A 19,376-nucleotide genomic window follows, 5' to 3' on the forward strand; every position below is an offset into this window, starting at 1 on the left:
CGATGCTCTCCGTCCTAAAGAACCGCACCTACCGCCACCTGTTCACCGCGCAGGTGATCGCACTCGTCGGCACAGGCCTGATGACGGTAGCGCTCGGCCTACTTGCCTACGAGCTGGCCGGGGCCGATGCAGGTGCGGTGCTCGGGTCGGCGCTGGCTATCAAGATGCTGGCCTATGTGGGAGTCGCTCCAGTCGCACAGGCCTTCGCCGACCAGTTCCCGCGACGGTCATTGCTCGTAGCGCTGGACCTGGTACGAGCGGTTGTCGCGATCTGTTTGCCCTTTGTCACCGAGGTCTGGCAGATCTATCTGCTGATCTTTGTCCTGCAAGCGGCATCCGCCGGCTTCACGCCGACTTTCCAAGCCACTATCCCGGACATCCTTCCCGATGAAGAGGACTACACGAAGGCGCTGTCGCTGTCCCGGCTGGCCTATGACCTGGAAAGCCTGATTTCCCCGATGCTGGCTGCTGCGCTGCTGACCGTCATCAGCTTTCACAACCTGTTCGCGGGAACAGTGCTCGGTTTCCTCGTTTCAGCCGCGCTCGTGGTCAGCGTGCGGTTGCCCACAACTATTCCCGGACCGCGCCGCGGCATTTGGGATCGCACGACCCGCGGCACACGCATCTATCTCGCTACGCCACGCCTGCGGGGCCTGCTGGCGATCAGCTTGGCCGTCTCGGCGGCGGGCGCCATGGTGATCGTGAACACGGTGGTTCTCGTGAAGGCGCGCTTTGGCCTAGGCGAGGTCGAAGTGGCGTCGGCACTGGCGGCATTCGGAGGCGGTTCGATGGTGGCAGCCTTCGTTCTGCCATCCTTACTGGAAAAGGTGGCCGACCGAACCGCGATGCTCACCGGCGCTACCGTACTGGTCGTGGGCACGGGGATCGGCGCACTGCTGCCGAGCTATGCATTGTTGCTGCCGCTGTGGTTGATCATCGGCTTTGGCTACAGCGTGGCGCAAACGCCATCCGGCCGTCTTCTGCGCCGCTCGGCCCATGCCGAGGACCGTCCTGCGATCTTCGCGGCACACTTCGCGCTGTCGCACGCCTGTTGGCTCATCTGCTACCCACTTGCCGGCCGCTTCGGCGCGGTCATGGGCTTGCCATCGACCTTCATTGTCATGTCCCTGGTCGGCTTGGCCGGCGTGGCGCTGACGCTCTGGCTGTGGCCGGCCAGCGACCCTTCTGACGTGGCGCATGACCACCCCAGCTTGCCGCCGGATCACCCTCATTTACGCACACACGCAGACCAAGGCAGGCACCATCACCAGCTGATTCTGGATGACCTGCACCGTATCTGGCCGAAAGGATAGGCACATTTTCTCGTTGCGGCATCACAACGCATGGCTTCGGAGGCTGAGAAGGGTGAGCGAAAATATATCACATGAACACATATTCATGTGTTATATTTCGCCATAGTCAAACACTCAACCAGCAGAGGCGCCCATGTCCCAATCCAATGCACATGACCATGGTCACGACCATGATCACGACCACACCCCCACAGTGACGAGCGCCAACGAGCGCAAGGTTCTGGTTTCCTTCTTCCTGATCTTCGGCTTCATGCTCGTGGAAGCTGTCGGCGGCGTGCTGTCGGGCTCGCTAGCCCTACTTGCCGATGCTGGCCACATGCTGACCGACGCCGTGGCACTTGCCCTGGCTTACGCTGCCTTCCGATTCGGTCGCCGCGCAGCCGACAGCAAACGCACATTCGGTTACCTGCGCTTCGAGGTCATCGCCGGCTTCCTGAACGCCGTGACCCTGTTCGCGATCGTCGCATGGATCGCCTACGAGGCGTGGGAGCGGCTGCAGGCGCCGCCCGTCATCCTCGCCGGCCCGATGATGATCGTCGCCGTGCTCGGCTTACTGATCAACGTCCTCGTGCTGTGGATCATGACCCGCGGCGAAACCGATCACGTCAATGTGAAAGGTGCCATCCTCCACGTGATGGGTGACCTGCTCGGCTCTGTCGGCGCCATCGTTGCAGCGATCGTCATCTACTTCACCGGCTGGACTCCGATCGACCCCATCCTGTCGGTTCTAGTAGCGGCGTTGATTCTGCGCAGCGCCTGGAAGCTCCTGGCCAAGTCGATCCATATCCTGTTGGAGGGTGCGCCAGAGGACGCTTCGCCGGAAAAGGTGGAACAAGGCCTGATGAGCACTGTGCCCGGCCTGGCGGCTGTCAGCCATGTTCACGTGTGGCAACTCACTTCCGGTCGCACGATGGCCACGCTACACGTTCGACCCAACGTGGACGAGGAGGCGCGAGCTGTGGTCAAGCGCGTCGAGGCGGTGCTGCGAGAGCAGTTCAGCATCGAACACGCCACAGTCGGAATCGACTGGAACTCGGAGGCTGACGAGAACATCTGCAGCCTGCAACCCACGACAGGCCGTCAGGACCACAGCGGCCACGACCACAGTGAGCACAATCATGACCATGACCACTCCGCTCCCGGTCACAAGCATTGAGGCCGTGCTAGACGGTTCGCAGTTCACTTGAGGGTTTGAATCCATGACATCCCGCAAAACCACCAGCGCCGCTATTGTGCAATGTTCGACCTCTAACCACGGCACGACCACTGATGTCCTCGCACTATCGCAAAGTGACGTCGCTGTTCTGGCAGAGACCTTCCGCCTGCTGGGCGACCAATCGCGATTGAAAATCCTGTTGCAGTGCATGCGCGGATCGGTCGCAGTGGGCGACATTGCTGGCTCGCTAGACCTGTCGCAGTCCTTGGTCAGCCATCACCTGCGCCTGTTGCGCGGCGCGCGCCTCGTGCGCGGCGAGCGCCAAGCCAAGCACATCTTCTACGGCATTGCCGACCAGCACGTCAGCCAGGTACTCCAGGACATGGCGGTTCACATTTCGGAGGACAGACACGACGATTGACTGAACATGTGAGTGCGCGCCGGCCTACGCCTTCAAGGGGTAGGCTTTTTTTGGCTATTAATCTAGAGAGACACCGGCGCGCCTTGCTGAATGCCTAGAAGACCCCAAGCAAAAAGCACTCTAAAAATAAACACTTGAACATATCTTCATGTGTGTTATTATTTGTCTACGGGGTATCCGAAAGGCGTAAGGACCACGCCATTATTTTTAACGTCAAGGAGTATTGACCATGTCCAAGAAAATTCGCTTTGCTGTTCTGCTTTCCGCACTTTTTGCTGCTGGAGTAAACGCTCAACCGTTCGCCGCAGATATGACACGGCAACAGGTCCAGGAGGATCTGGCTGCTTGGAGGCAATCTGGGTTGGAAGCGTTGTCTCGCGGCGAAAGCGGCCCGGATACGTTCAGCCCTCAATACCAGGCTGCCTTTCAGCGCTACTTGCAATTGACCCAAGGTGATATGTATCAGGCGCCCTCAGCAGGAAAGACTCGTGCTGAAGTGATGGCTGATTTGGAACTGTGGAAAATCTCCGGCATGCACGCGTTCACCTCGCGCGGAATCACCACCGCTTCGCACACCCAAGCCTACCAACAAGCCTACGAGAGCTATCTCCAGCTCAAGCTGGGTGCGGCTTACAAGGCTCCGGTGGCATTGACTCGTGCTCAAGTAAAGAGTGATTTGGCAGATTGGCAGGTTGCGGGAATGGCTGGATTCTGGGCTGGTGAGCAGACGCCTGATACCTATAGTGATGCCTACCGCACCGCATTTGAAACCTACCAGATGCTGCGCAACAAAAAATGACTTAATGGCAGCTGCATAAAGCAGCGGTCGGATGGTTCAGCCAGAAAGAGATTCTTTCTTTTTTTTGAATAAACATACAAACAAGTGTTCATTTGTTTGCATAACATTCCGATCGCTGATTTGTGCGTCCTGCCACGGCGATTACTCAGAGAACCAGGAGATTGATATGTCTTTGGAAACATTGGACGGCACAGGAGCGCAGGACGAACAACTGGGCTTTCGGGTCGAAGGTATGGATTGCGCCAGTTGCGTCGGCAAGATTGAAACAGCGCTTGGTCGAATTGATGGCGTATCAAATGTACAGGTTAATTTTACAAATGAGACGCTGACGTTGACGCGCAGCACAAGTAGCCGAAATACTGCACGCGACATTGCCAAGAAAATCCGGTCCCTGGGCTTCGACGTGCAGGCACTGCCCGCGTCCGAAATGTCCGCAGCACCTGCACCGTGCCATGCGGCCCACGCGCATGACCACGCCGGCTGCGGCGGCCACCATGACCATGGGCATGCCCACGACCACGGGCACGATCATTCGCACGGCAAAGCGTGCGGTGATGACCATGGGCATGGCCATGCTCACGGCCATGCCCATGACCACGGTCACGATCACGGGGCCTGCAGCGGGCATGACCATGCGCCGGCCTCTGCCTCCCGTGGAGCACCCAGCACGCCCCCCAACGTGTCCATGCGCGTCGAGGGCATGGACTGCGCCAGTTGCGTCGGCAAGATCGAAACGGCGCTCGCTCGCATGGATGGCGTGTCCGATGCCCGCATAAACTTCACCGCAGAAACGCTGGAATTGACGCTCGCGTCTGGCGGCCCCACGCAGCTCGGCCACATCGAGAAGACCATCAAGAGCCTGGGCTTCGGCGTCTCCGACGTGCGCCGCCATGATGGCTCAGCACCCGCGGCCCCAGCAGCAGCATCGACGGCGCGCCATCAGCGCTGGTGGCAGACGAAGAAAGGCAAGCACGTGCTGGGCCTGGGCGGCCTGATGGGCTCGGCCTACGCGATCGCGCAGTTCGTTCCTGGCTACGCTGAATGGATCTTCGCCGCTGCGGTGATCGCGGGCGTGCTGCCGTTCGCTCGCAAAGCCTTCGCGCTGGCTGTGTCAGGCTCGCCGTTCTCTATCGAAACGCTGATGGTCGTCGCCTCGCTGGGCGCGCTCGTGATAGGCGAGGCCGAGGAAGCTGCTGCCGTGGTGTTCCTGTTCGCGATCGGCGAGCTGCTGGAAAGCGTGGCCGCCGGCCGCGCGCGCGCCGGCATCAAGGCGCTGGCCTCCCTGGTGCCTAAGACGGCGGTACTGCTCGATGCCGCGGGCGGGCAGCGCGAAGTGCCCGCCGCTTCCCTGCGCGTGAGCGACCGCGTGCTGGTGCGCCCTGGTGACCGGGTGCCTGCGGACGGCAAGATCCTCCGCGGTGAAAGCAGCCTGGACGAGTCGCCTATCACCGGCGAGTCCGTACCGCGTCAAAAGGCTATCGGTGCCGACGTGTTCGCCGGCTCCATCAACGTCGATGGCGTGCTCGAAGTACAAGTCGAGAAGACGGCATCGGACAACACCATTTCTCGCATCATCCAACTGGTGGAGCAGGCGCAGTCCTCCAAGGCGCCCACGGCTCGCTTCATCGAAAAGTTCAGCCGCTACTACACCCCTGCCGTCATGGCCATCGCGGCGTTGATCGTGGTGGTTCCGCCACTTGCCATGGGTGGCGACTGGGGTACCTGGCTGTACCGCGGCCTCGCACTGCTGTTGATTGCCTGCCCATGTGCGCTGGTGCTCTCCACACCGGCGGCCATCGCCTCGGGCCTTGCGGTGGCCACGCGACGGGGCCTGCTGATCAAGGGTGGCAACGCGTTGGAAACCATCGGCCGCGTGCGCGCCATTGCCTTCGACAAGACTGGCACGCTGACCGAGGGCAAGCCGCGCATCACCGAGGTCCTGCCCTTCGGGCTGTTCAAGCATCAACAGGTCCTTGCGCTTGCCGCCGCTGTCGAGTCCGGCTCAAACCATCCCTTGGCGAAGGCCATTGTCGCCCATGCCAAGAGCCTGGACGTGGCGATTCCCCAGGCCACGGGCGCATCGGCCATTGCCGGCAAGGCGGTGCGCGCCACCGTGAACGGCAGTGCGCTCGCTGTCGGATCGCCCGCCCATGCGGAACAGACGGCCACGCTGACAGCCGCGCACCGCAGGGAAATCGACAAGCTGGAGGATGGCGGCAAGACCGTGGTGGTCCTGTTCGACGAAGCCAGCAAGAACGTTCTGGGCCTGCTGGCCCTGCGCGACGAGCCCCGCCGCGACGCGCGCGAAGGCGTGGCCCAGCTCAACGCCATGGGCGTGCGCTCGGTCATGCTGACCGGCGACAACCGCCGCACCGCGCAGGCGATCGCCGGCAAGCTGGGCATCGAGTGGGAGGCCGAGCTGCTGCCGCAGGACAAGCTGCGCTTGGTCAACGAGATGAAGCGTGATGCCAAGGTGGCGATGGTCGGCGACGGCATCAACGACGCGCCGGCCCTGGCGACCGCCGACGTGGGTATCGCCATGGGCGGCGGCACGGACGTGGCGCTGGAAACCGCCGATGCCGCGCTGCTCAAGAGCCGCGTCACGGACGTGGCCCACCTGGTGGCCCTGTCGCGGGCGACGATGGCCAACATTCACCAAAACGTCGTATTCGCCATTGGCCTCAAGGGCTTGTTCCTGGTCACCACCGTGTTGGGTATCACCGGCTTGTGGGTTGCCGTGCTGGCCGACACCGGCGCCACGGCCCTGGTCACGCTGAACGCACTGCGCCTGCTGCGCTTCAAGGGCGCGCCGGAGGCCAACCACGGCGACGACGCCGGGCGTCCCACCACCTTGTCCGTGCCGTCTGCCCGCTGAGGCAACAAGAGGGCTTGACCTTGCCGTCGTTGTAACGCCTAGCCTCCACACAAATGTCTGCAGAGCGCTTCGGAAGGGCCGGAGTCCTGCATCCAAGAAAGGGTCACTTCCATGCGTAAAAAAATCAGAATCATTGTGGTGGCAGGCGTCATCGCAGCCGTCGGGGGGATAGCGATCGCTGCCCGCGACGCCAAGGACGAGGGCAAGGCCGCGGCGCCCCCGGCGGGCGCGCCGATGGCGCCGCAGGTGCCCGTGGCCGAGGTCATTACCCGCACGGTCGCGCCATCGGCCGAGTACACCGGCTTCCTGGCCGCGCCCAAGACCGTCGAGCTGCGCTCGCGGGTCGGCGGCGCCGTCGATGCGGTGAGCGTTCCCGAAGGTAGCCTCGTGCGCAAGGGCCAACTGCTGTTCCAGATCGACCCGAGGCCGTTCCAGGTTGCGCTCGACACGGCCGTGGCGCAACTGCGTCAGGCCGAGGTGCTGGCCAGCCAGGCCCAGGCCGACTTTGACCGCGCCGAGCGCCTGGTGGCGACCGGCGCCGTCGCGCGCAAGACCTATGACGATGCCGCCTCCGCACGCAACGCGCGCCAGGCTCAGGTGCAGGCGGCTAAGGCCGCCGTTGCTGCGGCTCAGCTGGACCTGTCCTACGCCCGCGTCACTGCGCCCATCGCCGGGCGCGTCGACCGCGTGCTCGTGACCGAGGGCAACTTGGTCAGCGGTGGCGGCGCCGGCGCGGCCACGCTGCTGACCACGATCGTATCCATCGACCCGTTGCACGTGTACTTCGACATTGATGAGGCCACCTATCTCAACGTCGTCAGCCGCTCGCGGCCCGCTGCGGGCGCCGGTAGCAAGGCTTCGCTGCCCGTGCAGGTCGGGCTGACCACGGACAAGGGTTTCCCGCACAGGGGCGCGCTCGACTTCGTGGGCAACACCATTGACCGAAGCACCGGCACGATCCGCGCGCGCGCCGTTGTGCCCAACCCGGATGGGCGCATGGCACCCGGCATGTTCGCCCGGGCCAAGCTGTCCACCGGCGCGGCGCGCGAGGCCGTCCTGATCGACGATCAGGCCGTGGGCACCGACCAAGGGCGCAACTACGTGCTGGTCGTGGGCGAGAACAACCAGGCCCAGTACCGGCCCATCGAACTGGGGCCGGTGGTGGACGGGCTGCGCGTCATCAACGGCGGCCTGCAGGCCGGTGAGAAGATCATCATCAAGGGCCTCGTGCGCCCCGGCATGGCGGTCACGCCGCGCATGGTGCCCATGCAGGCGCCCGCGGCACCGGCCGCCGGCGCGACCGGCGCGACCAAGGCTGCGGCAAACGCTCCGGCTCCCGCTGCGGCGCCTGCCAAGGCCGGTGGCGCGGACCCCGCCAAGGCTGACGGCGCGGCCGGCTCGGCGGAGGCCCGCAAATGAATTTCCCCCGCTTCTTCATCAACCGGCCGATCTTCGCCATCGTCCTGTCGGTGCTGATGCTGATCGCGGGCGCGATCAGCTATTTCCAGCTCCCCCTGAGCGAGTACCCCCAGGTCACGCCGCCGACGGTGCAGGTCACCGCCAGCTATCCCGGCGCCAACCCGCAGGTGATCGCCGACACCGTGGCATCGCCGCTGGAGCAGGCGGTCAACGGCGTGGAAGGCATGATGTACATGCAGTCCCAGATGTCCACGGACGGGCGGATGGTGCTGACCATCTCGTTCGAGCAGCACATCGACCCCGACGTCGCGCAGATCCAGGTGCAGAACCGCGTCTCACGCGCGCTGCCCCGGTTGCCGCCCGAGGTCCAGCGCATCGGCGTGGTCACCGACAAGACCGCGCCCGATATTCTCATGGTGGTGCATATGCTCTCGCCGGGGGACCGCTACGACCCGCTGTACGTGTCCAACTACGCGATGCTCAACGTGCGCGACGAACTGGCGCGCCTGCCGGGCATCGCCAACGTGATCATCGGCGGTGAAGGCGAGTACGCAATGCGCGTCTGGCTCGACCCCGAGAAGGTCGCATCGCGGGGCATGACCGCCAGCGATGTGGTCGCCGCCATCCGCGAGCAGAACGTGCAGGTCGCAGCCGGCTCGATCGGCCAGCAGCCGAATGCGTCGGCCGCCTTCCAGGTCAGCGTCAATGCGCTGGGGCGCCTGACCACCGAAGAGCAGTTCGGCGACATCGTGATCAAGGCCGGCGCCAACGGCCAGGTGACCCGCCTGCGCGACGTCGCACGCCTGGAACGGAACTGGGCTCGGACAACTACACCATGCGCGGCCAGCTCGACGGCGAGAACGCGGTCGGCCTGCAAATCCTGATGACGCCCGGCTCCAATGCCCTGGACACGTCCAGCGCGGTGCGCGCGACGATGGAGCGGCTGCAGGCCAAGTTCCCCGAAGGCATCGAGTACAAGATCGCCTACGACCCCACAGTCTTCGTGCGCGCCTCGCTCCAGTCCGTCGCCGTCACGCTGCTGGAGGCCATCCTCCTGGTGGTGATCGTGGTGGTGCTGTTCCTGCAATCTTGGCGCGCGTCGATCATTCCACTGATCGCCGTGCCGGTCTCGCTGGTCGGCACGTTCGCGGTGATGCACATGTTCGGCTTCTCGCTGAACACGCTGTCGCTGTTTGGCCTCGTGCTCTCCATCGGCATCGTGGTGGATGACGCCATCGTGGTGGTGGAGAACGTGGAGCGCCACATGGCGCTGGGCGAATCGCCCAAGGATGCGGCGCGCAAGGCGATGGATGAAGTGACTGGCCCGATCCTGGCCATCACCTCGGTGCTGGCAGCGGTCTTCATCCCCTCGGCGTTCCTGTCGGGGCTGCAGGGCGAGTTCTATCGCCAGTTCGCGCTGACCATCGCGTTCTCGACCATCCTGTCGGCGATCAACTCGCTTACGCTGTCGCCAGCGCTGGCCGCCATCCTGCTCAAGCCGCACCACGGCGCGGCCAAGCCCGATCGTCTCACGCGCATCATCGACGGCGTGTTCGGCGGCTTCTTCCGCCGCTTCAACCGCTTCTTCGATCGCGCCTCGAATTCCTACGTCGGGGGCGTGCGCCGCGCGGTGCGCGGCAGCGCCATCGTGCTGCTGCTCTACGTCGGCTTCCTGGGCCTGACCTGGCTGGGCTTCCACAAGGTGCCTGCGGGCTTCGTGCCGGCCCAGGACAAGTACTATCTCGTGGGCATCGCCCAGCTTCCGACCGGCGCCTCGCTGGATCGCACCGAGGCGGTCGTCAAGGAGATGACCAAGATCGCACTGGCTGAGCCGGGCGTCGAGAGCGTGGTGGCCTTCCCGGGCCTGTCGGTCAATGGACCGGTGAACCAGCCGAACACCGCGCTGATGTTCGCCATGCTCAAGCCCTTCGATGAGCGCAAGGACCCGTCGCTGTCGGCCTTCGCCATCCAGGGCAAGCTCATGGGCAAGTTCAGCCAGATCCCGGACGGCTTCGTTGGCATCTTCCCGCCGCCGCCGGTGCCGGGCCTGGGTTCGATGGGCGGCTTCAAGCTGCAGATCGAGGACCGGGCGGGCCTGGGTCCCGAGGCGCTTGCGCAGGCACAGGGCCAGATCATGGGCAAGGCCATGCAGGCGCCCGAGCTGGCGAACATGCTCGCCAGCTTCCAGACCAATGCGCCGCAGTTGCAGGTGGACATCGACCGGGTGAAGGCCAAGTCGCAGGGCGTATCGCTGACCGAGGTGTTCGACACCCTGCAGGTCAACCTTGGCTCGCTCTACGTCAACGACTTCAACCGCTTCGGTCGCACCTACCGGGTCATGGCCCAGGCCGATGCGCAGTTCCGCATGCAGGCTGAGGACATAGGCATGCTCAAGGTGCGCAATGCAGCGGGCGACATGATCCCGCTGAGCGCGATCGCGACCATCGAGCGCAGTTCCGGCCCCGACCGGGTGATGCATTACAACGGCTTTCCCTCGGCCGACATCAGCGGCGGGCCAGCGCCGGGCTACTCGTCCGGCCAGGCCACCGCCGCGATTGAGAAGATCGTGAGCGAATCGCTGCCGGACGGTATGACCTACGAATGGACGGACCTGACTTTCCAGGAAAAACGGGTTGGCAACACGGCGATCTACATCTTCGCGCTGGCGGTGCTGCTCGCCTTCCTGTTCCTGGCGGCCCAGTACAACAGTTGGTCGCTGCCGTTCGCTGTGCTGCTGATTGCACCCATGGCGCTGCTCTCGGCGATCGCCGGCGTCTGGCTCTCTGGGGGCGACAACAACATCTTCACGCAGATCGGTTTCGTGGTGCTGGTCGGCCTGGCTGCCAAGAACGCGATCCTGATCGTGGAGTTCGCCCGCGCGAAGGAAAGCGAAGGGGCCGATCCGCTGGCAGCCGTGCTCGAAGCCGCGCGCTTGCGGCTGCGCCCGATCTTGATGACGTCGTTCGCCTTCATCGCTGGCGTGGTGCCGCTGGTGCTGGCCAGCGGTGCGGGCGCCGAGATGCGCCACGCCATGGGCATCGCGGTGTTCGCCGGCATGCTGGGCGTGACGGTATTCGGCCTGGTGCTGACGCCGGTGTTCTACGTTGTGGTGCGCAAGCTGGCGCTGCGCCGCGAAGCGCGCCATGCCCGTGGCGGCATGACCGACCAGCACGCATGACGGCCAGGAGGACATACGACATGAAAACATCTTTCGCATTCACACGACCCGCCAGGACGCTGGCGCCGCTCGCCCTCGCGGCGGCGCTGGCTGGCTGCTCCATGGCACCGAAGTATGACCGGCCCGCAGCGCCGATCGACACGGCCTATCCCTCGGGCGCGGCCTATGTGGAACTGGCGGCCGCGACGCCCGACGACGCGATCACGGCCGAGATCGGTTGGCGGGACTTCTTCCGCGACCCGCTGCTGCAGCAGTTGATCGGCATTTCGCTGGAGAACAACCGCGACATGCACAAAGCCGCGCTCAACGTGGAGGCGGCTCAGGCGCTGTACCGTATCCAGCGTGCCGAGATGCTGCCGAACCTGGGCGTTTCCGCCCGCGGCGCGTCAGAGCGCGTACCGGCCGACCTCAGTACCACGGGGCAAAGCGACGTGCTCCGGCGCTACGACGTGGCCGGGGTGACGGCCGCCTGGGAGCTGGACCTGTGGGGCCGCATCCGCAGCCTCAACGACCGGGCGCTGGCGTCCTACCTGGCCCTCGACGAGACCCGCATCGCCACGCAGATGAGCCTGGTGTCCGAGGTGGCCAGCGCCTACCTCACGCTGCGCGCCGACCAGGAACTGCTGCGCCTGACGAGCGACACCCTCGCCACACAGAAGCGCTCCTATGACCTGACCACCCAACTGGTGGAAGCGGGAAATTCCACGCAGCTCGACCTGCGCCGCGCGGAGATCGCGCTGCGCACCGCCGAGGCCAACCGCGCCGCCTACACGCGGCAGGCGGCCAAGGACCGCAACGCGCTGGTGCTGCTGCTGGGCCAGCCGCTGACGCCGGAGCTGTCCCGGCAGCTTGACGAGGCCGTGGCGCTGCCGGACGACATCGTGCCGACCGACCTGCCGAGCGGCCTGCCGTCCGAACTGCTCGCGCGTCGGCCGGACATCCGCGCCGCCGAGCAGATGCTGATCGGCGCCAACGCCAACATCGGCGCGGCGCGGGCCGCGTTCTTCCCGACGATTAGCCTCACGGGCTCGGCGGGCACGGCCAGCGCTTCGCTGGACGGCCTGTTCGATTCGGGCTCGCGGGCCTGGAGCTTCCTGCCGCAGATCACGCTGCCCATCTTCCGCGGCGGCGCGTTGCGAGCCAATCTGGACGTGGCACAGGTACAAAAGAGGATCGAAATCGCCAACTACGAGAAGTCTATCCAGGCGGCCTTTGCTGAGGTGGCTGACGGCTTGGCGGGCAAGCGCACGCTTGATGAGCAGATCCGCTCGGAGCAGCTCCTGGTAGCGGCTAGCCAGAAAGCCTACCAACTAGCCGAGCAACGCTTCCAGGAAGGCGTGGACGACAACCTCACCTTGCTCGATGCGCAACGCACACAGTACGGTGCGCAGCAGACCCTGGTGCGCACGCGCCTGACGCGGCTGAACAACCTCATCCACCTCTACAAGGCGCTGGGTGGCGGCTGGACTGAGCACACGGTGCAATCGGGCGCCACCGGGCAACCATCCGCCCGGTCGCCGGGATAAGGGCTATGCGCAACGGCGGCGTTCCCCATCGTTGCGCACGGAGAACCGGATGAGGATCGGTGAACTTGCGCGCTTGACGGGCACCCCCCGGAGAACATTCGGTTCTACGAGCGGGAGGGCCTGTTGCAAGCCCCGGAGCGGTCACGCAACAACTATCGGCGCTATGGCCCGGCCCATGTCGAACGGCTTCACCTGATTCGCAACTACCGTGCCTCGGGAATCGGCCTGGATGACGTGCGCCGCCTACTGGGTTGGGCACATGAGGGGTTCCTGGAACCTGAGCTGCTAAGGCAGGCTGTCCAAGGCCATCTCGCCTGTGTTGAGGAACGCATGGAGCAACTGATCCAGGTGAAAGAGCACCTGCTCGCATTGGCCCTGCACGGTGCTGCTTCCGCCGGGGCTTCCGAGGATGGACCGGCTCGCGATGGTTCGTGAGCATCGCATGTCCATATAACTGAATATATATTCATGCGTGTAATATTTCCGGCCAGACAAACGAATAAGAAAGACGCCCATGACCGACCAGAGCATCACGCGCCGAAACATCGGCGTTCTCACCGCCGCGCAGGCGCTCGGCGGCGCCAGCGCGCCCATCGTGATGTCGCTGGGTGGGCTGGTCGGCCAGCAGCTTGCCAAGAATTCGGCCTGGATCACCTTGCCCGTGAGTCTGTTCGGCCTGGGTCTTGCCATCGGCACCTTGCCTGCCGCCTTCATCATGCGGCGCCATGGCCGCCGCAACGGATACGTGGTGGGGGTCGGCTTCGGCGTGGCCTCGGGCCTGATCGCCGCGTTGGGCATCATGCTGGCCTCGTTCTGGATCTTCTGCGCCGGCACCTTCCTGGCGGGCTTCTACGGCGCGTATGTGCAGAGCTACCGCTTCGCAGCCGCCGACACCGCCGAGGACGCGCTTAAGGCCAAGGCCATTTCCTGGGTCATGGTGGGCGGTCTCGCGGGCGCCATCATCGGGCCGCAGTTGGTGATCTTCACGCGCGATGCGGTAGCGGGCACGCCCTACGTTGGCAGCTTCCTCAGCCAGGCGCTGCTGCCGCTGATCGCCTTGCCGATCCTGCTGATGCTGCGCACGCCGAGCCAGACCCAGGCCGAAGCAGTCGCCGATAGCGGTCGGACGGTGCTGCAGCTCTTGGCGATGCCGCGCTATCTGCTGGCCGTGGCTGCGGGCGTGGTGTCCTATGGGGTGATGGCGTTCGTGATGACGGCCGCGCCGGTGGCGATGGTCAACCACGGGCATTCGGTGGACAACGCCGCCCTAGGAATACAGTGGCACCTGCTGGCGATGTTCGGGCCGAGCTTCTTCACCGGGCGACTGATGGTGCGCTACGGCAAGGAGCGCGTGACCGCCGTCGGCATGGTGCTGCTCGCCGCCTCCGGGGTGGTGGCCCTGGGCGGGCTCGGCCTGTCCCACTTCTGGGGCTCGCTGGCGCTGCTGGGCATCGGCTGGAACTTCAGCTTCATCGGCGCGACGGCGATGGTCACCGACTGCCACACCCCGGCCGAGCGGGGCAAGGCGCAGGGCATGAACGATTTCTTCGTCTTCGCCGCCACGGCGGCCGTGTCGTTCCTCGCGGGATCGATCCTGCACAGCTCGGGCTGGCAGGCGGTCAACTGGATGATCTTCCCGGCCCTGGCGCTGATCCTGGTGCCGCTGCTGTGGCAGGCCGCGCGAAAGCCGGCGCTGCCAGCTCCGGTCTGATCGGAGCGGTGCAAGAGGCGCTCCGCGCAGTGGGTCGCCTCGGCCGCTACAGCACCTGCTTCCACTGGCGCAGCCTCGACAGCGCGTCGTCGTAGGCGGTGGAGGTGAAGAACTGGATCTTGCGCCCGAGGGTCTTCATCGGGCTCAACGCGGGATCGAAAAGCGAGGCGTTCGAATGGTGCGCCACGCAGTCGAGCACCCGGTCCTGTCCCTCCGTGAGCATGGCTTCCAGCTCGCGAAGGTCTCTGCCCGCGAAACGGCGCTGGAAGCCGGCAGAAAGACGCTCGGCCCGCTGCGCCATCGCACTCGGCGAGTAAAAGGACGCCGAAGGTCCAGGCGTCCGATCATGCGCGAACTGCAGGATCATCGTGTTCCAGACGATGACGTCCACCAGGACCATCGCAGCGTTGGTATGCAGGCGCGGCTCCTGCCAGATCATGGCCGTGTGCCGGTAGTGGCTGGCGGGAATGGTGGCAGCTTCTACCCCGAGCTTTCGGTGGCTGGCGCGAACCTTGTCAAGGAGTTCCTGCTTCGTGGTTGGTAGTTTCATTCGGGATTTCTATTTCATCGAGACAAGGCTCGATAACCGGCGTGTCAGATATTCATCAAGTCACCAGCGCAATTACCTTGGATTGAGGAAAAGCGCTTGCCTCACCGCTGCGCTGGCGGCGCCGAGGGCTTGTGCATGATGAAGCGGGACATGTCGGTGATTTCCTGTTTGCGGATTTACGTTACTGCTGAAGCTGCTTCTGCATGGTGTTGTGGTTGTAGTAGTCGCTGGCATAGACAATCTTTCCGTTCGAAACACGGAAGAAGCTCGCGCCGAAATAACTGATGGTCGAACTGGAGGGCGACGTCCCGCCATTGCTGTTCTTGGTGGCGGTGAATTCCCACTCGATCGCCACACCATCGCCGGAGGCAACCGGCTGCGAACGGATTTTCATTTTTCGGTCGGGCAGGATTTTCATCAGAAACTGCGAGACTTCGGTAATGGCTTGAGGCCCAGTGCGGGACGCTTCATTGCTGGTATTGAAATAGACGACGTTGGAATCGAGCACTTTTTCCATCGCGTCGGTTCGCCCGCCATTCCAGGCGTCAAGGTATTGCTGGACCACCTTCACGTTCTCTGGCTCATCTGCCGCCTGCGACGTGACGCTATAGGCGAGTGAAACCAGCCCGAGGAATATCGCTCCCAAAGCCTGCACCGGACGGCAGCGCAAGCCGTCTGAAGAACGAAGGGGCCTGAATGACAGGGCGTGCTGCATGTTGTTCATGGTCGAAATACTCCAAAAGGTGTTGAAAAAAATCCCGCTCGCACGGGCGTGGTGGAAAATCGCATGTCGCGCGCAACGAAGCACAGGCCGTCGGCAATTGCTCTTTTGTCAAATACATAGAATCATCCTATGTATAAGGCCTGAGTTGCTACAATCGAGGTCCGATGGGCTCCCGTCTCTACGTCATTTGAGAACCGCGATGAATAACCGCTTCACACTCCCACAGGCGCCGCGGCGTTCGCTCGTCGATTCGACGATTGAGCTGATCCGCGGCCAGATCGAGGGAGGCGCCTGGAAGGTCGGCGAGCGCATCCCCAGGGAGCAGGAACTGGCCGAGATGCTGGAGGTTGGCCGCAACACGGTGCGGGAAGCCATTCGCGTGCTCTCGCACGGCCAGGTCCTGGAAGTCCGCCAGGGTGATGGCACCTACGTGCGAACCAATATCGATCCGGCCGAGGTCATGCGCCGTGTCGGGCGTTCCGGCTTGCGAGAGCACTTCGCGTTGCGCTGCATGCTGGAAACCGAGGCGGCCAGGTTGGCCGCGGTGCATCGGTCCAAGGCGGACGTTGGGCTGCTGCGCCGACTGTTGAAGGCCCGCGGCGAGCAGGAGCAACACGCATCGAGCGCGGCCTTTGCCGAGGCCGATACGGCTTTCCACTGCGCGATCGCCGGGATGTGCGGCAACGGCGCGCTGGCTGAGCTGTACCGCTACTTCGCGAACTCGGTCCGCATGAACACGCTGACTGCGCTGAAGGACAAGGAACTGCCCGAGCCGGGTCTCGCGACCCATGAGGCGATCGTGGATGCTATCGAGCGCCAGGATGGAGAAGCAGCTGCGGCGGCTGTGCGGAACGTGGTCGCTCCGCTGATTGCGGCACTTGAGAAATCGGGTTGATCCGAGCGCGACTCCCGCGCTGGCAATGCCGCTTTCCATCGAGCAGCCGGTCGCCGGCCCCGTTGATCGGAACGCGGGTTGTTTCCCGGAGAGCACGCGGTAGCCGGTCCTCATGGATAGGCCCTTGGTGCGCTACAGCGACCGGACGGTGCTGTTCATATCGAATCTTCGACGCGACCACCCGCCAGGACATACCGGGCCAGCGCCTCGGCATCGGCGTGGGTGGCCCGGGTGGACTGCGGTGTACCGAAAGCCTGGACGAGCTTTGGCAGCATGGCCTCCAACTGGGCTCGCTTATCCGAATCCGGTTCGACGTGGATGAGCGCGAGCAATGTGCCGCCAAGCGTCTCCTTGTGAGTCTTCAGCCAGACGCCGCGCTGAGCGCGATCGTCGAGAGTCTCTTCTGGCCCTCCCGCGACGTAGATAAGCACGAAGGGCTTTCCGCAGGCGACGAGTTCATCCATTTCCGCGCACCAGGCGCTGCTGTATCCGTTGTAGATGCTTGCGCCGTCGAAGCGGACGATGGGGAAATCGCTGGTGTCGTGAACTTTCGGTTGCTGGGACATGATCCTGGACTCTCGCTATTAACGTCCTAACATCCTACCTTTGTTGAGAATTACTTGCAACTGAAATGGGCATGGGCACACCGCCGTGCAGCGCCAAGTGACGGGCGAAATAAGGGCTTGACCTTCCAACAATGGGAGGCCCTACAGTGAACCCATCAACCTCATTCAAGGAGTTTTTTCATGAAGGTCAACAAGTTCAGCCTCTTGTTCATTGCGGGCGCCGTCGTGGTCGCCGCCGGCCTGATGGCCGTCCAGAAGAAGGTGGTCGTCCCGTCGGGTGAAGCGATGCAGGCCAGTGCGGGCGGAGGTCACCAAGGGCACGCGATGCCCTCCAGCGCCTCGGCCAATGACAGTCCTTCCACGACCGCGTATCGCGCCGTGAACGACCAGATGCACGCCGGGATGGGAGCGCAGTTCACTGGCAACGCCGACGTCGATTTCATGCGTGGCATGATCCCGCACCACCAGGGCGCGATCGACATGGCCAAGGTGGCGCTGCAGTACGGCAAGGACCCGGAGGTTCACAAGCTGGCCCAGGAGGTCATCACCGTGCAGGAAGGCGAGATCGCCATGATGAACAAGTGGCTGGGCGACAACGGCCAGCAGGCGGCGGCCGGCAGCTCGGGCGATGCCTCGACGGCCGCCTACCGTGCCGGCAACGACCGCATGCATGCGGACATGATGATCGACTTCAGCGGCGACGCCGATGTGGACTTCATGCGCGGCATGATCCCGCACCACCAGGGTGCGATCGACATGGCCAAGGTGGCGCTGCAGTACGGCAAGAACCCGGAGGTCCGCAAGTTGGCTCAGGAGGTCATCTCCGCGCAGGAAGGCGAGATCGCCATGATGAAGAGTTGGCTTGTCGCTCGGGGCAAGTGAAGGCACGACCATGAACCAAGCCAACACCCCGCGCATCCTCATCTATAGCACTCCAACTTGCCCGGACTGCCGGGCACTAAAGGAGTGGTTGTCCCAGCAGGGCATCGCGTTTGAAGAGCGCGACCTGACCGACCCGAAGATTTCCGCGGAGGCCAAGTCACGAACCGGCGTGCGCGTGGCCCCGATCACGATCGTCGGCGACGAGGTCTTCTATGGCACCTTCGCGAGCCAGAAGCCGAGGCTGATGAAGGCGCTCGGTCTTCAGTGAGCCGCTGAAGGAAGACCGTGGTCACGGGCGGAGTCGCCGGTGCGGACCCCGGTCGGACCCTGTAAGCGCTGTTGTGGACGCGTCTGCACGCAAAGCTCAAGACCGTGAGGCATTCTTCGCCGACGACGCTCGGCGCTTTCGCCTGCGGTCGTTGACATCACGAGAGGAATTTTTATGCGATCGACATCATCAGCCACCTCCCTGCACGTCGCCATTTCCGAGGGCATCACAGTCGCCAACGACCTGCCGTTCGTGCTGTTCGGCGGCATCAACGTCATCGAGGATCTCGATACGACCCTGGCTGCGGCTGAGCACTTCGCGGAGGTGACGCGCAAGCTGGGGATACCCTTCGTTTTCAAGGCGTCGTTCGACAAGGCCAATCGCTCGTCGATCCATTCTTTCCGAGGTGTCGGCCTGGAGGAAGGGCTGCGGGTCCTCGATGCGGTCAAGTCGCGGTTCGGATGCCCAGTCTTGACCGACGTGCATGAGGTTGAGCAGGCCATGCAGGTCGCTGCCGTTGCCGACGTACTGCAAGTTCCGGCCTTCCTGGCCCGGCAGACCGATCTGGTGGCCGCCATTGCCCGCACCGGTCGGGTAGTGAATGTCAAGAAGCCGCAGTTCCTCAGCCCGGGCCAGATCAGGCATGTCGTCCACAAACTGCACGAGGCTGGCAACCCGCGCGTCCTGCTGTGCGAGCGTGGCACGCAGTTCGGCTACGACAATCTCGTCGTGGACATGTTGGGCTTCCGCGAAATGAGCGTTGCCAGCAGTGGCCTGCCACTGGTGTTCGACGTAACCCATAGCCTGCAGCGGCGAGAAGCGGATGCGTTGGCTTCGGGTGGGCGTCGCCAACAGTTGCCCGAACTCGCGCGGGCCGGCATGGCGGTCGGCATTGGCGGTTTGTTCCTCGAAGCACACGCCGACCCGGCGCATGCACGTTGTGACGGACCCAGCGCTCTGCCACTGGACACGCTCGAACCGCTGCTGCGGCAGGTCAAGGCGGTGGACCAACTCGTCAAGTCGTTCGAGCCTCTTCGGATCGACTGAAGCCTGCCACCCGTTCAAACAGAACGTGTGGCACTTCCCCTCTTAG

The 19,376-nt window shown here is 64.0% G+C and carries 15 protein-coding genes and 2 pseudogenes; 14 read left to right on the forward strand and 3 right to left on the reverse strand.

Translation table 11 applies throughout. The features are described 5' to 3' along the window. The first annotated feature begins 2 nt into the window (after positions 1 to 2). From IV112_RS16150 to IV112_RS16195, 10 genes and pseudogenes are all read left to right on the forward strand, one after another. Positions 3 to 1,313: an MFS transporter gene (locus IV112_RS16150; protein ID WP_003821155.1), complete on the forward strand. Its 1,311-nt coding sequence runs from the start codon at positions 3 to 5 to the stop codon at positions 1,311 to 1,313. Between the two features lie 133 nt (positions 1,314 to 1,446). Then, positions 1,447 to 2,469, forward strand: coding sequence for a cation diffusion facilitator family transporter (locus IV112_RS16155; RefSeq protein ID WP_003821153.1), 1,023 nt, complete (start codon positions 1,447 to 1,449; stop codon positions 2,467 to 2,469). Positions 2,470 to 2,512: 43 nt separating this feature from the next. Beyond that, complete coding sequence (locus IV112_RS16160; RefSeq protein WP_003821152.1) at positions 2,513 to 2,890, forward strand: ArsR/SmtB family transcription factor; 378 nt, start codon at positions 2,513 to 2,515, stop codon at positions 2,888 to 2,890. Positions 2,891 to 3,119: 229 nt separating this feature from the next. Continuing rightward, positions 3,120 to 3,689, forward strand: coding sequence for a DUF4148 domain-containing protein (locus IV112_RS16165; RefSeq protein WP_003821150.1), 570 nt, complete (start codon positions 3,120 to 3,122; stop codon positions 3,687 to 3,689). A 166-nt stretch (positions 3,690 to 3,855) separates the two neighbouring features. After that, complete coding sequence (locus IV112_RS16170) at positions 3,856 to 6,564, forward strand: heavy metal translocating P-type ATPase (protein WP_003821148.1); 2,709 nt, start codon at positions 3,856 to 3,858, stop codon at positions 6,562 to 6,564. A 111-nt stretch (positions 6,565 to 6,675) separates the two neighbouring features. Continuing rightward, positions 6,676 to 7,983: an efflux RND transporter periplasmic adaptor subunit gene (locus IV112_RS16175; RefSeq protein WP_003821145.1), complete on the forward strand. Its 1,308-nt coding sequence runs from the start codon at positions 6,676 to 6,678 to the stop codon at positions 7,981 to 7,983. Continuing rightward, a pseudogene (locus IV112_RS16180) lies at positions 7,980 to 11,161 on the forward strand (efflux RND transporter permease subunit). Before IV112_RS16175 ends, IV112_RS16180 begins: the two are co-directional and overlap by 4 nt. A 20-nt stretch (positions 11,162 to 11,181) precedes the next feature. Next, a complete protein-coding gene (locus IV112_RS16185) occupies positions 11,182 to 12,687 on the forward strand; it encodes an efflux transporter outer membrane subunit (RefSeq protein ID WP_003821143.1) in 1,506 nt (501 codons plus the stop codon). A gap of 90 nt (positions 12,688 to 12,777) precedes the next feature. Beyond that, positions 12,778 to 13,122 (forward strand): annotated as a pseudogene (locus IV112_RS16190) (MerR family transcriptional regulator); the annotation flags it as partial. Between the two features lie 79 nt (positions 13,123 to 13,201). Continuing rightward, positions 13,202 to 14,398: an MFS transporter gene (locus tag IV112_RS16195; protein ID WP_304005158.1), complete on the forward strand. Its 1,197-nt coding sequence runs from the start codon at positions 13,202 to 13,204 to the stop codon at positions 14,396 to 14,398. A gap of 46 nt (positions 14,399 to 14,444) precedes the next feature. Here the strand turns inward: IV112_RS16195 and IV112_RS16200 are convergent, their stop codons facing one another. Continuing rightward, the gene (locus tag IV112_RS16200; protein WP_003821138.1) at positions 14,445 to 14,948 is read right to left on the reverse strand and encodes a ClbS/DfsB family four-helix bundle protein; all 504 of its coding nucleotides are present in this window, start codon (positions 14,946 to 14,948) and stop codon (positions 14,445 to 14,447) included. 181 nt (positions 14,949 to 15,129) lie between these two features. After that, positions 15,130 to 15,672: a nuclear transport factor 2 family protein gene (locus tag IV112_RS16205; protein WP_003821137.1), complete on the reverse strand. Its 543-nt coding sequence runs from the start codon at positions 15,670 to 15,672 to the stop codon at positions 15,130 to 15,132. 199 nt (positions 15,673 to 15,871) lie between these two features. On the opposite strand from IV112_RS16205, the gene IV112_RS16210 reads away from it, so the two are divergent. Beyond that, the gene (locus IV112_RS16210) at positions 15,872 to 16,567 is read left to right on the forward strand and encodes a FadR/GntR family transcriptional regulator (protein ID WP_003821135.1); all 696 of its coding nucleotides are present in this window, start codon (positions 15,872 to 15,874) and stop codon (positions 16,565 to 16,567) included. Positions 16,568 to 16,722: 155 nt separating this feature from the next. On the opposite strand, the gene IV112_RS16215 is transcribed toward IV112_RS16210, so the two are convergent. Further along, positions 16,723 to 17,133: a hypothetical protein gene (locus IV112_RS16215; protein WP_012614065.1), complete on the reverse strand. Its 411-nt coding sequence runs from the start codon at positions 17,131 to 17,133 to the stop codon at positions 16,723 to 16,725. Between the two features lie 180 nt (positions 17,134 to 17,313). On the opposite strand from IV112_RS16215, the gene copM reads away from it, so the two are divergent. The 3 genes from copM to kdsA all read left to right on the forward strand — a co-directional run bounded on the left by copM (position 17,314) and on the right by kdsA (position 19,330). Then, positions 17,314 to 18,015 carry a CopM family metallochaperone gene (copM, locus tag IV112_RS16220; protein WP_003821133.1) on the forward strand — a complete coding sequence of 234 codons (702 nt, stop codon included), beginning with the start codon at positions 17,314 to 17,316 and terminating at the stop codon, positions 18,013 to 18,015. Between the two features lie 10 nt (positions 18,016 to 18,025). Continuing rightward, a complete protein-coding gene (locus tag IV112_RS16225; RefSeq protein ID WP_003821132.1) occupies positions 18,026 to 18,283 on the forward strand; it encodes a glutaredoxin family protein in 258 nt (85 codons plus the stop codon). Positions 18,284 to 18,457: 174 nt separating this feature from the next. After that, complete coding sequence (gene kdsA, locus IV112_RS16230; RefSeq protein WP_003821131.1) at positions 18,458 to 19,330, forward strand: 3-deoxy-8-phosphooctulonate synthase; 873 nt, start codon at positions 18,458 to 18,460, stop codon at positions 19,328 to 19,330. The last annotated feature ends 46 nt before the right edge of the window (positions 19,331 to 19,376 follow it).

Origin of the sequence: Methyloversatilis discipulorum (assembly GCF_018780585.1) — a bacterium.
Classification (GTDB): domain Bacteria; phylum Pseudomonadota; class Gammaproteobacteria; order Burkholderiales; family Rhodocyclaceae; genus Methyloversatilis; species Methyloversatilis discipulorum_B.